14 protein-coding genes and 1 tRNA gene are annotated in these 13,768 nt (G+C 61.8%); 9 read left to right on the top strand and 6 right to left on the bottom strand.

Annotated elements, in window-relative coordinates; all coding sequences use genetic code 11:
* Positions 1–62: 62 nt before the first annotated feature.
* The gene (mutY, locus tag HWY30_RS22545; protein WP_176078933.1) at positions 63–1,196 is read right to left on the bottom strand and encodes an A/G-specific adenine glycosylase; all 1,134 of its coding nucleotides are present in this window, start codon (positions 1,194–1,196) and stop codon (positions 63–65) included.
* Between the two features lie 7 nt (positions 1,197–1,203).
* Positions 1,204–2,034, bottom strand: coding sequence for a bifunctional DNA-formamidopyrimidine glycosylase/DNA-(apurinic or apyrimidinic site) lyase (gene mutM / locus HWY30_RS22540; protein ID WP_090802940.1), 831 nt, complete (start codon positions 2,032–2,034; stop codon positions 1,204–1,206).
* An 87-nt stretch (positions 2,035–2,121) separates the two neighbouring features.
* Between mutM and HWY30_RS22535 the strand changes: the two genes are divergently transcribed.
* The 8 genes from HWY30_RS22535 (at position 2,122) to hisC (ending at position 9,378) form a co-directional block, all read left to right on the top strand.
* Positions 2,122–3,963 carry a tetratricopeptide repeat protein gene (locus tag HWY30_RS22535; RefSeq protein WP_090802939.1) on the top strand — a complete coding sequence of 614 codons (1,842 nt, stop codon included), beginning with the start codon at positions 2,122–2,124 and terminating at the stop codon, positions 3,961–3,963.
* On the top strand, positions 3,963–4,595 hold the full coding sequence (gene lolB, locus HWY30_RS22530; RefSeq protein ID WP_090802938.1) for a lipoprotein insertase outer membrane protein LolB: 633 nt from the start codon (positions 3,963–3,965) through the stop codon (positions 4,593–4,595). The genes HWY30_RS22535 and lolB overlap by 1 nt, the downstream gene beginning before the upstream one ends.
* An 88-nt stretch (positions 4,596–4,683) precedes the next feature.
* The gene (gene ispE, locus HWY30_RS22525; RefSeq protein ID WP_090802937.1) at positions 4,684–5,565 is read left to right on the top strand and encodes a 4-(cytidine 5'-diphospho)-2-C-methyl-D-erythritol kinase; all 882 of its coding nucleotides are present in this window, start codon (positions 4,684–4,686) and stop codon (positions 5,563–5,565) included.
* Between the two features lie 52 nt (positions 5,566–5,617).
* Positions 5,618–5,694, top strand: a tRNA-Gln gene (locus HWY30_RS22520).
* Positions 5,695–5,756: 62 nt separating this feature from the next.
* The gene (locus tag HWY30_RS22515; RefSeq protein ID WP_008921698.1) at positions 5,757–6,713 is read left to right on the top strand and encodes a ribose-phosphate pyrophosphokinase; all 957 of its coding nucleotides are present in this window, start codon (positions 5,757–5,759) and stop codon (positions 6,711–6,713) included.
* Between the two features lie 163 nt (positions 6,714–6,876).
* Positions 6,877–7,494: a 50S ribosomal protein L25/general stress protein Ctc gene (locus tag HWY30_RS22510; RefSeq protein WP_090802936.1), complete on the top strand. Its 618-nt coding sequence runs from the start codon at positions 6,877–6,879 to the stop codon at positions 7,492–7,494.
* 148 nt (positions 7,495–7,642) lie between these two features.
* Entirely contained in the window at positions 7,643–8,248 is a 606-nt protein-coding gene (pth, locus tag HWY30_RS22505; protein ID WP_090802935.1) for an aminoacyl-tRNA hydrolase, read from the top strand.
* Between the two features lie 50 nt (positions 8,249–8,298).
* Positions 8,299–9,378: a histidinol-phosphate transaminase gene (hisC, locus tag HWY30_RS22500; protein WP_090802934.1), complete on the top strand. Its 1,080-nt coding sequence runs from the start codon at positions 8,299–8,301 to the stop codon at positions 9,376–9,378.
* Positions 9,379–9,456: 78 nt separating this feature from the next.
* Here the strand turns inward: hisC and HWY30_RS22495 are convergent, their stop codons facing one another.
* Both HWY30_RS22495 and HWY30_RS22490 read right to left on the bottom strand, forming a co-directional pair.
* Positions 9,457–9,714: a YfhL family 4Fe-4S dicluster ferredoxin gene (locus HWY30_RS22495; RefSeq protein WP_090802933.1), complete on the bottom strand. Its 258-nt coding sequence runs from the start codon at positions 9,712–9,714 to the stop codon at positions 9,457–9,459.
* 33 nt (positions 9,715–9,747) lie between these two features.
* The gene (locus tag HWY30_RS22490; RefSeq protein ID WP_244144964.1) at positions 9,748–10,446 is read right to left on the bottom strand and encodes a hypothetical protein; all 699 of its coding nucleotides are present in this window, start codon (positions 10,444–10,446) and stop codon (positions 9,748–9,750) included.
* 1,147 nt (positions 10,447–11,593) lie between these two features.
* Between HWY30_RS22490 and HWY30_RS22485 the strand changes: the two genes are divergently transcribed.
* Positions 11,594–11,941, top strand: coding sequence for a MarR family transcriptional regulator (locus HWY30_RS22485; protein WP_090802929.1), 348 nt, complete (start codon positions 11,594–11,596; stop codon positions 11,939–11,941).
* Between the two features lie 491 nt (positions 11,942–12,432).
* On the opposite strand, the gene coaD is transcribed toward HWY30_RS22485, so the two are convergent.
* Entirely contained in the window at positions 12,433–12,942 is a 510-nt protein-coding gene (gene coaD / locus HWY30_RS22480; RefSeq protein WP_062125937.1) for a pantetheine-phosphate adenylyltransferase, read from the bottom strand.
* A 100-nt stretch (positions 12,943–13,042) separates the two neighbouring features.
* Entirely contained in the window at positions 13,043–13,657 is a 615-nt protein-coding gene (gene rsmD, locus HWY30_RS22475) for a 16S rRNA (guanine(966)-N(2))-methyltransferase RsmD (protein WP_090802928.1), read from the bottom strand.
* Positions 13,658–13,768: the final 111 nt, after the last annotated feature.

The raw sequence follows: 13,768 nt of genomic DNA, 5'->3' as shown, positions 1-13,768 counted from the left end.
GAAGTCGTGAAGGCTGCCGCGTCGGACCCAAGTCGCCCGCTCAGCACCTCCGATCCATTCCGCTAGAGCAACGAACCATGCAGACTGGCGAGCAGCTTGCGCACCGGCGCCGGCACGCCGAACGAATCCAGATCGCTGAGCGCAACCCATGCGGTGTCCGCATCGTTGAGCGCGGCCAGGGCGCCGACACCGCGATCGAACTCCGCAAGCCGCGGTTCGATATCGAGCTTGAAATGCGTGAATACGTGTGAGAACGACGCGAGCGCGGACACTTCGCCGTCGCCGCCGAACGCGCGCGCCCGCTCGGCCAGCGATGCTTCGTCGGCAGCTTCGGGCAAACTCCACAGACCACCCCAGATGCCCGACGGCGGACGCCGCTCGAGCATCACCGCATTGCCGTCGCGCAGCAGCAGCATCCACGTACGGCGTGTCGGCACCGTTTTCTTCGGGCGCGCGGTCGGCAATTCACGTTGACGTCCGGTGACGTTGGCAACGCAGTCCGGCGCGAACGGACAGCGCGAGCAATGGGGTTTGCCGCGCACGCACAATGTCGCGCCGAGATCCATCAAGCCCTGCGTGTACCCGCTGAGCTCCGCGTTCGACGCATTCGACGGCAGCAGTGACTCCGCGAGCGTCCACATTGCGTTCTCGACTTTCTTCTCGCCCGGAAAGCCTTCGACGCCGAATACGCGCGCGAGCACGCGCTTCACGTTGCCGTCGAGAATCGTCGCGCGCGCGCCGAACGCGAACGACGCGATCGCCGCGGCCGTCGAGCGGCCAATGCCGGGCAACTCGGCGAGCTGATCGACCGACGCGGGAAACGCGCCGCCATGCTGCTCGACGACGACCTGCGCGCAGCGATGCAGATTGCGCGCGCGCGTGTAGTAGCCGAGGCCGGCCCACAGCGCCATCACGTCATCGGACGGCGCGGCGGCGAGCGCGGCGACATCCGGGAAACGCGCGAGAAATTTCGCGTAGTACGGAATCACCGTCGACACCTGAGTCTGCTGCAGCATGATCTCGGACAGCCAGATGCGATACGGATCGCGCGTGTTCTGCCACGGCAGATCGTGGCGGCCGTGCTGCCGCTGCCACGCGATCAGCCGCGCGGAAAACTCGGGCATCGGCGCAAACGCGGGCGTGGTGTCGGACGCGCTGGAGCGCGCGCCGGTCGTTGGGGTCAGGCGGGAAGGCATCGAGAATCTAGCGCTGGCAAGTGGGACAGAAGTACGTGGAGCGTTGCCCCTGCACGATCTGTTTGATTGGCGTTCCACACACGCGGCATGGCAGGCCCGCGCGATCATAGACGAAGTAGTCGAGCTGAAAATAGCCGCTTTCGCCGTCGCTGCCGACGAAATCGCGCAGCGTGCTGCCGCCCTTGTCGATCGCGGCGGCGAGCGTCACGCGCACGGCATCGGCCAGCAGTTCATAACGCACGAGCGACACGCGGCGCGCCGCGGTGGTCGGCCGGATGCCCGCGCGAAACAGACTCTCCGACGCGTAGATATTGCCCACGCCGACCACGATGTCCCCCGCCAGCAGCGCCTGCTTCACCGACACCTTGCGCCCGCGCGTCAACCGATGCATCAGCGCGCCCGAAAAAGCCGGCGAGAAAGGCTCGACGCCAAGGCTCGCGAGCAGCGGATGTTCGAGGATGTCGCCTGCTTCGCGCGGATGCCATAGCACCGCGCCGAAGCGGCGGGGATCACGATAGCGCAGGATAAAGTCGTCGAAGATCCAGTCGACATGATCGTGCTTCGCCGCGGCAGGCGGATGCGGCACATGACGCAGAACGCGCAACGTGCCCGTCATGCCGAGGTGGACGATGAACCACCCAGCGTCGATTTCGAACAGCAAATACTTGCCGCGTCGCTCGACTTTGCGCACCACGTGGCCGCGCAAGGTTTTCGCAAGGTCGGCCGGAATTGGCCAGCGCAGCGCGGCCGTCCGCACGTCGACGCGCTCAACCTTGCGCCCGGACACATACGGTTCGATCCCCCGTCGGGTAACCTCGACTTCTGGCAACTCTGGCATGGCTGATTGGTCTGCTACTTGCGTGAGTGGTTGTGCGCGTATTGTAGCGAGCGCGTTACAATCGACTGAAACATTGAACGGATTTCCATGAACGTGTCCTTCGTGAAGCTGCTATCAAAGCGCCGCGCGCGCGTGTCCAACGTGCCGCTCGCCGTGTCCGCTCGCCGGATGCTCGGTGCGGCCGCGCTCGGATTGTGTGCGCTGGCCGCCGTGCCCGCGCATGCGCAGGACCCGTCGCCGGATTCCGACGACACGTCGGTCACGATGCCGGACCCGCTGGGTCCGGCAACACCTGAAGACGAAAAGTCGCTGCCCGGCGTACCGCTGTCGAGCCAGATCGTCTTCCAGGTGCTGGCCGCCGAGATCGCGCTGCAGCGCGACCAGCCGGCACCGGCCTATCAGACCTACCTCGCGCTCGCGCGCGACACTCACGACCCGCGCATGGCGCAACGCGCCACCGAAATAGCGCTGGCGGCGCAGAGCCCGTCGGACGCGCTCGCCGCCGCGCAACTGTGGCAACAGTACGCGCCGAGTTCGGAACGCGCCGCCCAGCTCGACGCGTCGTTGCTCGTGCTGTCTGGCAAGCCCGACGATGCGTCGCAAATCCTGTCGCAAGAACTGGCGAAGGTACCCGAGGAAAATCGCGGCAGCGCGATCCTCGCGCTGCAACTGCTGTTGTCGCGCGGCCCGAACCGCGTCGGTGGCCTGCACGTGTTGCAGGACCTGCTGAAGAACGACATGAACCGGCCGGAGGCGCAACTGGCCCTCGCGCGTCAGCAGTTGCTGGCCGACGACGCGCCGGGCGCGCACAAGTCGCTCGAGCAGGCGCTCACGATCAAGCCCGACTATCTGCCGGCGGCGTTGATGCTGTCGCAAATGGGTCCGGAGGAGCGCAAGGAAGGCATCGCGTCGCTCGAAAAGTACGTGCAGCAGAATCCGAAATCGCATGACGCACGGCTCGCGCTGGCGCAGATGTATCTTGCCAGCGACCGTCTCGACGACGCGCAGAAGCAGTTCGAACTCATGCGCAAGGCAAACCCCAACGACTTGACACCGCTGATGGCCCTCGCGCTGATCAAGATCCAGCAGAAGAATCTCCCCGAAGCGCAGACGTATCTGGTGCAGTACGCGCAGCAGGCCGAGAAGACGCCGGGTGTCGATGCGGGCCAGGCCTACATCTACCTCGCGCAGCTAGCGCTCGAACAGAAGAATGAGGCGGCCGCGAGCGACTGGCTGAACAAGATCTCGCCAGCGAGTCAACAATACCTGGCCGCGCAGATTACCCGCGCGCAACTGCTCGCGAAACAGGGCAAGACCGAGGAGGCGCGCCAGTTGCTTTCCAACTTGCAGACCTCCGATCCGCGTGATGTGGCGCTGATTGCGCGCACCGATGCGGCGATCCTGTTCGACGCGAAGCGCTACCCGGAGGCCGAAGCGCGTCTGCAGCAAGCCACGGCGAACTTTCCCGACGACCCCGACCTCACCTACGACTACGCGATGGCCGCCGAGAAAACCGGCCATTACGACATCATGGAAGCGCAGCTGCGCAAGCTGATCCAGACGCAGCCGGACAATCCGCAGGCGTATAACGCGCTCGGCTATTCGCTCGCAGATCGCAACCAGCGCCTGCCAGAGGCGGACAAGCTGGTCGAGAAGGCCTCGGCGCTCGCACCGAACGATGCGTTCATCATGGACAGCGTCGGCTGGGTCAAGTACCGGATGGGTGACACGGCCGATGCGATCAAGCTGCTGCGCAAGGCATACAGCCTCCAGCCGAACGCGGAAATCGGCGCGCACCTCGGCGAAGTGCTGTGGAAGGCCGGCGAGCAGGAACAGGCGCGCGCCGCGTTTCGCGAGGCTCGCAAGCTCGAACCCGACAACGAGACGCTCGTCAAAACGTTGCAACGTCTTCAGGTAAACAACCTTTGATGCGTCTTTCCCGTTTGATTTCTTTTTCCAGGGCGCCTCGCGGCAGCGCGGTTGGTTTCGCGGCGGCGGCGGTTGTCGCGCTGGCCGGCTGCGCGTCGGTGAAGCCGCAGGGGCCGTCCACGTCGAACGCCGCCACCGAAGTCACCGCGCAGACGAGCCGCTCGTATCAGGGCCGCTTCGCGATCCAATACAACGATCAGAACGGCCAGCAGCGCAACGCTTACGGCAATTTCTCGTGGCAGGAAACGGGCGACACCGTCACGCTGCAGTTGCGCAATCCGCTTGGCCAGACGCTGGCCATCGTGACTTCGTCGCCGGCTTCGGCCACGCTCGAATTGCCGAACCGCCAGCCGCTCACCGCCGATAACGTGTCGACGCTGATGCAGAACGCGCTCGGCTTCACGCTGCCGGTCGAAGGGTTGCGCTACTGGCTGCAACCGTCGCCGGCGCCGACTTCGCGCGCGAAGACCGAGAAGGATCCGGAGCAACCGTCGCGCCTGAAGCAGATCACCCAGGACGGCTGGACGATCGACTATGTGGCCTATGCCGATGCGCCAGCCACCGGCGTGAAGCGCCTCAATCTGAGCCGCTCGGAGCCGCCACTCGACATCAAGCTCGTGCTGGATCAGTGAGTCGTTCTTGCTGGGCCTTTTGTCCAGCATCCGCTCACGTAACCTTGCTACCCGTTTGGCGCCACCGTGGCGCATGTAGCCTTCACTCATGATCGAAACAAGCAATTCGCTGCGCGACTGTCTCGCGCCAGCGAAACTCAATCTCTTCCTGCACATCACCGGCCGTCGGCCGGATGGTTATCACACGCTGCAGACGGTCTTCCAGTTGCTTGACTGGGGCGACACGCTGCACTTCACGCGACGCGACGACGGTTTCATCACGCGCCGCACCGAAATCGCCGACGTGCCACCCGAGCATGACCTGACCGTACGCGCCGCGACGTTGCTGAAGGTACATACGGGCTCCCGCGAAGGCGTCGATATCGAAATCGACAAGCGCCTGCCGATGGGCGCGGGCCTCGGCGGCGGCAGTTCCGATGCGGCGACGACGCTGCTCGCGCTCAATCGCCTGTGGAAGCTCGATCTGCCACGTCAGGAGTTGCAGGATCTTGCGTTGAAACTCGGCGCGGACGTGCCTTTCTTCGTATTTGGAAAAAATGCGTTTGCAGAGGGTGTCGGAGAATCATTGGACGTTGTACAATTGCCGCCGCGTTACTTCCTGGTAGTGACGCCGAGGGTGCAGGTTCCGACTGCAGCGATTTTTTCCGAAAAAGCGTTGACAAGAGATACAAAGCCCCTCAAAATTACGGACTTTCCTGCAGAACACAGCTGCAACACTGGATGGCCAGAAAGCTTCGGCCGGAATGACATGCAGCAAGTTGTCGTAGGAAAGTACGCGGAAGTAGCGCAAGTGTTGCGGTGGTTTGAAAGCATCGCGCCAGCGCGGATGTCCGGATCGGGTGCCAGCGTTTTTGCAGCGTTCCGTAGCAAAGCTGAAGCAGAAGCGGCGCAAGCCAAACTGACCGGCGAGTGGAACAGTGCAGTAGCAGCGGGCTTGGATCAGCATCCACTCTTTGCTTTCGCGTCATAAGTTTTGCATCGTCGAACGAAACTCCACGTTCGGCGGAGCTCAAAGTTAGTGTAGGGGAGTCGCCAAGCTGGTTAAGGCACCGGATTTTGATTCCGGCATGCAAAGGTTCGAATCCTTTCTCCCCTGCCAAAAATTCTCGTAGTTCGCTGTAGTTCGCATTTCTCCCGCCCCCAGCCTGAAGTAGGTGCACGATGAGCAGCCATGACGGCCTGATGGTTTTTACTGGCAACGCAAATCCCGCGCTTGCACAGGAAGTCGTCAAAAACCTCGGTATTCCCCTCGGCAAAGCAATGGTTAGCCGTTTCTCGGACGGTGAAATCCAAGTCGAGATTCAGGAAAACGTGCGCGGCAAGGATGTCTTCGTCCTGCAATCCACGTGCGCACCGACTAACGACAATCTGATGGAACTGATGATCATGGTCGATGCGCTCAAGCGCGCATCCGCAGGCCGGATCACCGCAGCCATCCCCTACTTCGGTTATGCCCGTCAGGATCGTCGCCCGCGTTCGGCGCGAGTCGCCATCTCGGCTAAGGTCGTGGCGAACATGCTGGAAATCGCCGGCGTCGAGCGGATCATCACGATGGATCTGCACGCCGACCAGATTCAAGGCTTCTTCGACATCCCGGTCGACAACATCTACGCAACGCCGGTGCTGCTCGGGGATCTGCGCAAGCAGAACTACGACAACCTGATGGTAGTTTCGCCGGACGTCGGCGGTGTGGTCCGCGCCCGTGCATTGGCGAAGCAACTCAATTGCGATCTCGCGATCATCGACAAGCGTCGCCCGAAGGCGAACGTCGCCGAAGTGATGAACATCATCGGTGAAGTCGAAGGCCGCACCTGCGTGATCATGGACGACATGGTCGACACGGCTGGCACGCTGTGCAAGGCCGCGCAGGTTCTGAAGGAACGCGGCGCGAAGCAGGTATTCGCGTACGCCACCCACCCGGTTCTGTCGGGCGGCGCGGGTGAGCGTATTGCCGCTTCCGCACTCGACGAACTCGTTGTCACGGACACGATTCCGCTCGGCGAAGAAGCCCGTTCGTGCGCGAAGATCCGTTCGCTGACGAGCGCCGGTTTGCTCGCCGAAACGTTCTCGCGCATCCGCCGCGGCGATTCGGTGATGTCGCTGTTCGCTGAGAGTTAAGCATTTGCGAAGACACCGCGTACCGCTTCACGCGACACGCGGCGTTTTTGCACAATCGGCATGAACGAACGAAGGTTCTTGCCGCTATCCTGGGCCTCAGCCATTGCGGCTTCGAGGCCCTGTTTTTACTGCCTGGTCGCGGGCAGTGCATTGGAGATTCAACATGAAAGTAGTCGCTTTCGAGCGTTCCCTGCAAGGTACGGGTGCGAGCCGCCGCCTGCGTAACTCGGGCAAGACCCCGGGTATCGTTTATGGCGCCGGCGCTGACACGCAACTGATCGAACTCGATCACAACGCCCTGTGGCACGCGCTGAAGAAAGAAGTTTTCCACTCGTCGATCCTCGATCTGGAAGTGGCAGGCAAGTCGCAACAGGTTCTGCTGCGCGACGTGCAATACCACCCGTTCCGTCAGCTCGTGCTGCACGTGGACTTCCAGCGCGTCGACGCGACGAAGAAGCTGCACACCAAGGTGCCGCTGCACTTCTTGAACCAGGAAACCAACCCGGCAGTGAAGCTGTCGAGCGCGGTGATTTCGCACATCCTCAACGAAATCGAAATCGAGTGCTTGCCGTCGGCACTGCCGGAGTTCATCGAAGTCGACCTCGCGAAGATCGAAGCAGGTCAATCGGTTCACGCGAAGGACATCCCGTTGCCGGCAGGTGTGGCGCTCGTGGCCCACGTCGACGCGGAAAACCCGGTGGTCGCTGCTGCAACGATCCCGGCTGGCGCAATCGCTGAAGACGCTGCTGCTGCTGAAGGTGGCGAAACGCCGGCTGCTTAAGAGCCTTCCGGTTCGAAGCAAGCAATCCTCTCGATCCGTTTCCTATGAAACGGTCGATGTGACCCGCCGAGGTTCGCCCTGGCGGGTTTTTTTTCGGCTTTTCTAGTCCGGTACGTTTCACTTCCGGACTTGGTGGACTCACGCAATCATGATCAAGCTGATCGTCGGGCTCGGCAATCCGGGCGCCGAATACACCGCGACGCGTCACAACGCCGGCTGCTGGCTGGTCGATCAACTCGCGCGCGAGGCCGGCACCGCGCTGCGCGACGAGCGGCGCTTTCACGGCTTTTACGCGAAAGCGCGGTTGCATGGCGAGGAAGTGCATCTGCTCGAGCCGCAAACCTACATGAACCGCTCTGGTCAATCGGTCGTCGCGCTCGCGCAATTCTTCAAGATTCTTCCCGACGAGATCCTCGTCGCACACGACGAGCTCGACATGCCACCCGGCAGCGTCAAGCTGAAGCTCGGGGGCGGCAGCGGCGGGCATAATGGGCTGAAGGACATCAGCGCGCATCTGTCGTCGCAGCAATACTGGCGGCTGCGGATCGGCATCGGCCATCCGCGCGATCTGATTCCTGAAAGCGCGCGCGCCGGCGCGAAGCCGGACGTCGCGAACTATGTGCTGAAGCCGCCGCGGCGAGAAGAGCAGGAGGTCATCGACGCGTCGATCGAACGCGCGCTCGCGGTGATGCCGCAGATCATCAAGGGCGAGCTCGAACGCGCAATGATGCAACTGCATCGCAACAACAGCTGACGCGCGCCACACTCATCGACACCCGCAATCGGCCCCGCAAGGAGAATCGCTTGAGCCGCTACTGGAGCGACATCGTTCACCGTCTGACGCCGTACGTGCCGGGCGAGCAGCCCGCGCTCGCGCATCCGGTGAAGCTGAATACCAACGAGAATCCGTATCCGCCGTCGCCGCGCGTGCTAGACGCGATCCGCCGCGAGCTCGGCGACACGGCCGACGCACTGCGCCGCTATCCCGATCCGAGCGCACGCAAGCTGCGCGAAACGGTCGCCGCGTATCACGGCATCCGCGCCGAGCAGGTGTTCGCGGGCAACGGCTCGGACGAGGTACTCGCGCTAACGTTCCAGGCCTTGCTCAAGCACGACAAGCCGCTGCTGTTTCCCGACATCACTTACAGCTTCTATCCGACCTACGCGAAGCTGTTCGAGGTCGACTATCGGACCATCCCCCTCGACGACAGCTTCGCGATCAACGTCGACGACTACACGGTGCCCAACAGCGGCATCCTGTTTCCGAATCCGAACGCGCCGACCGGCCGGCCGCTGCCGCTCGCGGAAATCGAACGCCTCGTCGCGAGCCATCCTGATTCGGTCGTGGTGATGGACGAAGCGTATGTCGACTTCGGCGCCGAGTCGGCGATTGCGCTGATCGCGCGCTATCCGAATCTGCTCGTCGTGCAGACCGTGTCGAAGTCGCGTTCGCTCGCCGGCATGCGCGTCGGCTTTGCGTTCGGCGATCCCGCGTTGATCGATGCGCTCAATCGCGTGAAGGACAGCTTCAATTCGTACCCGCTCGACCGCCTCGCGCAAGTCGCGGCCACCGCCGCCTACGAAGACGACGCGTGGTTTCGCGAATGCTGCGCGAAGGTGATCGCGAGCCGCGAACGGCTTGCGGCGGAATTGACCGCGCTCGGCTTCGAGGTGGTGCCATCGGCGGCGAATCTGCTGTTCGCGCGGCATGAGGGGTACAACGCGGCGACGCTCGCGTCGCGGTTGCGGCAAAAGGAAATTTTCGTGCGGCATTTCAACGCGCCGCGCATCGACCAGCATTTGCGGATCTCGGTCGGCACCGACGCCGAATGCGACATACTGCTCGACGCTTTGCGCGGCATTTTCAGCGCTTACGTCGGATAACGGAAACGCCGCCCCCAAAAGAAAACGGCGAAGGCCCGCAGGCCTTCGCCGTTTTCTTTTGCGCGTCTCCCGCGAACGTCAGGTGCCCTTGGCGGCCTGCAACGCGTGATATTTCGCCATCAAACCTTCGGGCGTTTCCAGGTGGTTCGGGTCACGCGGAATGCACTCGACCGGACACACCTGAATGCATTGAGGCTCGTCGAAATGACCGACGCACTCGGTGCACTTCTTCGGGTCGATCACATAGATTTCCGGGCCCATCGAAATCGCGTCGTTCGGGCACTCGGGCTCGCAGACGTCGCAATTGATGCACTCGTCGGTAATCATCAGGGCCATGCCGCCACCAACTTTGCTAGAGAAAACAATACATTATAGCTTTTTCGCCCCCGCACGGCCGTGCAATCCCACGCCAGGATCATGGACGGCTGCGCTTCTCGGCCCGGTAGCCTTCGTCGCAAACTGGTTGGCGTATGCGCTGTTCAACGCCAACTGGATGCTGAACATGCCATTCGACACGCGGGAATTGCCGGGCTGTTTCGGCAACAGGGCCAGCAATGCCTTCATCACATACAGAATGATTAGCGCGCCGGCCAGATCACCCACAAACATCGTGAAGAAGCTTTCGAACCAGTTCTTCGTCGTACCGGCCAGCGCGAACCACAGGTGGTGAAACAGCGTATTTGCTCCCGAATAGGCGACAGCCAGAACAAGCAGCCGCTTCGGCGTCAGGTTCGTCAGCGATGCGCGCAGATCGAAATACTCGAGCGCAAACCTGTAGACCAGATACGGTGCCAGTGACCCAAGCAAGGCGCCTGCTATTGCACGCACCGGGTCATGCGGAAACCAGTACAGAAAGTCTGTAATCAGTCCGGCAAGCAGCAGGCCGAGTGCACCATCGAACCCAACCAGCAACGTGCTGAGAAGCCGAACACCAGACGGCAGGAAAATCCAGTTGACGCCTCGCACGAAAGACGTGTGCGTAAACACCTCCTGATTGATCCACAGCGACGCCAGGAACGCGATCAGGGTCCCAGCGATCGACCAAAAATGCAAACGTAAGCTAGACATTGCGGTGAGCCATCCTCGGTTGCTTTTGCCGAATGCATCATAGCGTGCCCGTATGGCGTTCCGCGAGCACAAGCAGCAGGCTTTCGGTCACAGATATCGTGACGCTCACGGAAAAAATTTCGCGAGGCCCTCAAGTTCTGCGCGACGCGACCGAAAACCCATGTATAGCTTTATGCCCGGCTCGACAAGCATGCAGAGCCGCGTCCATATTGATATGCTTTTTATAGCGATGAACCTGAGAGAACAGGCTGGAACGGAACGCGCTATCCGGACGAACCGGTGGCTATCGGCACGCCGACCAGTAGGCTGCCCGCCTGCTGCATGGCTCGCGTGCTATCCCGTCTTTCGAGATGCGTTGCTCGGCTGCGAAACAAGGTTGGGGGCGCTTCCTGACTTCGTCAGGCGCGCTGCTTTGGAAAGACTGGGTGGCTCCAATTATTCGTGTGTGCCCACTTCAGTACTTGATGAAGTCCGCGCCTCTTACCTGGAACTTCGCAGCACATGCGTCGCAGAAGAAGTACGTCGATACCTGTCTGATACCGAGGACAGTCTGCTGGCGTCACACGAATCGTCGGACGCCCTTGAAACCCTGGCGGCGGGAATGCCGCGGATGCTGGTTCCGCCTGTCGCTCGCCCTCCGTGTCTGCTGAGTTCTGGCAACGGAATGTTTCTCGGGGGCTGGGCGCGGTTTGTTGCGTACTGGTGTCGGAAAGACCCAACGATTCCGCTACTCGCGGTAGATTGGCCGATCCTGTACGAGCACGTAGCGCCCTACAGCCTTCGCCACTTGATCGACGATCCTAGTGTTGCATCGACCGGTTGAATCCGCCTTCGGAAAGCAGCCAATCGTCCTCCAGCGACGGCTCGAGTTGATCACCCGCACGAATCTTGGCAATGCGCGACTTTATCGTTATAGTTTTTGTAACGGCCAAACCTGAGAGAAATGGTTCGCGTGGAACTCGATGTGCGTGAAGACTTCCTGGTCGATCCAGAGCGACAGCGCGAACGCGATGGCCGTGCCCGCGACCGGGAGCAAACCCAAACGTAAGCTGGACATGGAGATAAAATAGGGAAGCCCGGTTGTCGCAGGGCATCAAGGTTCGCTTTCCGCGCTCGGGTGAGCGGCGTTTTCGTTGGAGCGATAGTCATGGGCCGCCCTGCTGATATCTATCTTCGATTTCTTCAATTGACCGAAGCACTGCGAGGTCTTCCCGCACTTCCCGCGCTCGATCCACTCGAAGAAAAGATCCTGGAGTTCGTTGCTCGCATGAGGCAAAAAAACGAACGCCTGTCAGTTCGAGACATGATGGCCCAAAGTGCGCTGGGGTCGCCGGCTACCTTGCATGCCCGTATCACGTCAATGCGCGAAAAGGGCTGGCTCCTGCTCAACGACACCGAAGACGCTCGCCGCAAACAGGTCGAGCTGACGCCCGCGGCCCTCCGGCACTTCGACAAACTTGCCGAGGCGTTCACGAAAGCTGCGAAGGGAAGCTGACATTGTTCTGCTTCGGTTAAGCCGGCACTATCCGGTTAGGAAAAACTCCTCATTCCTCTTGCAATGCCCGTCTGGTTGCTCCGCTCCGGCAATTCCACGTATGCGGCACCTGTACCCTGTTGAAATCCATCGTACCGTACTGGTGCGCTTCGTCAGTTCATACTCGGCGAATTGGACAAAGGTATATCGATTGCCCACGCCCGTGACTTTTTCCGGATAGGGTTCCGTAGGAACCTGACAAGCCGGCGTGACTATTGATGATCGCCCCGTTTGCGATGAAGAGACAATTCTTGTTCTTCGCATCATCATTGACATCGCAGCTTGCACGAACCATCGAATACACCGATGCCCGTGCATAACGACAGGATTGACGTTCGCCGCCAATACGGCTCGCCAACATTACTTGGAACAGCCGACCGATGCCCCTGGCGCCGATCACCGAGGCCTGGCCGGTCTTGATCCGTCAAAACCGGCATTCGCGCGACTCAGGCTCAGGTCCCCTGAGCGCCGTCCTGCGGATCCAGCGAAGCGACCTTCTCCTTCAGCCATTTTTCGACGGACGGGAACACGAACTTGCTGACGTCGCCGCCCAATTGCGCGATCTCGCGCACGATCGTGCCCGAGATGAACTGATACTGATCGGACGGCGTCATGAACATCGTCTCGACGTCGGGCAGCAGATAACGGTTCATGCCCGCCATCTGGAACTCGTACTCGAAGTCCGACACCGCGCGCAGCCCCCTGACGATCACCCGCGCGTTGTTGGTCCGCACGAAGTCCTTCAGCAGTCCCTTGAAGCTCATCACCTGGACGTTCGGATAGTGACCGAGCACCTCATGCGCAATCGCGAGGCGCTCCTGGAGAGTGAAAAACGGCTTCTTGGCACGGCTGTCGGCCACACCCACCACCAGCGTGTCGAAAATGCTCGACGCGCGCCGAACGAGGTCTTCGTGACCGCGCGTCAGCGGGTCGAACGTGCCCGGGTACACGGCGACTACCATGAGACTTCTCCTCTCTTCAGACAAAAGGGCACGTCCGGGCGACGCATTTCGCACCGGCGCGGATGACGATAAACCGCCCGGCCCTTTTTTGGAACGCGCATTATTCCTTATTTTCGCGCTGCAGCAAATGAAAGTGCACAGCGCCCGCTTTGCCCTGCCGAACGAGTTCCCAGCCTGACAGCGGCTCGTGCGCGGCCGGTTCGAGCGCTTCGCCGGCCTCGACATAAAGATAGCCGTCGGCCCGCACGAGCGGCACGGCCACCGCGAGCGCCTTGCCGAGCAGGTCGGTATCGAACGGCGGATCGAGGAACACGACGTCGAACGAGCCTGGCGCGAGACTCGCCGCAAGACGCAGGCCGTCCGCCTCGGCGATTTCGATCATGCGTGCATCGAGCCGCTGCTGGTTTGCGCGCAACTGGCCGGCAGCGCGCGCATGGCGCTCCACCATCAGCACGCGAGCGGCGCCGCGCGACGCGGCCTCGAAGCCGAGCGCCCCACTACCAGCGAACAGATCGAGGCAGTGCTGGCCGTCCAGACGCTGGCCGAGCCAGTTGAACAGCGTTTCGCGGACGCGGTCGGGCGTCGGGCGCAAGCCGTCCAGATCGAGCACGGGCAGCGGCGTGCGTTTCCAGTCGCCGCCGATGATGCGAATGGCATGCGGTTTGCCACTTTTGGACGAAGCGCCAGCGGCGCGTGAAGGTGCTAAACGAGGCATGCAGTATCGCGCAGTTTCAGCTAGGTGATGAACACGCCCACGGCGTCGATGCGCGCGGGCCGGAGCGCTCACGTTACCACAGGGTTGGCGCGCGTCCAGCCTGGCCGAGCG

This window comes from Paraburkholderia tuberum STM678, assembly GCF_902833905.1.
GTDB lineage: Bacteria > Pseudomonadota > Gammaproteobacteria > Burkholderiales > Burkholderiaceae > Paraburkholderia > Paraburkholderia tuberum.
This window is presented reverse-complemented; position numbering and strand designations above follow the sequence as displayed.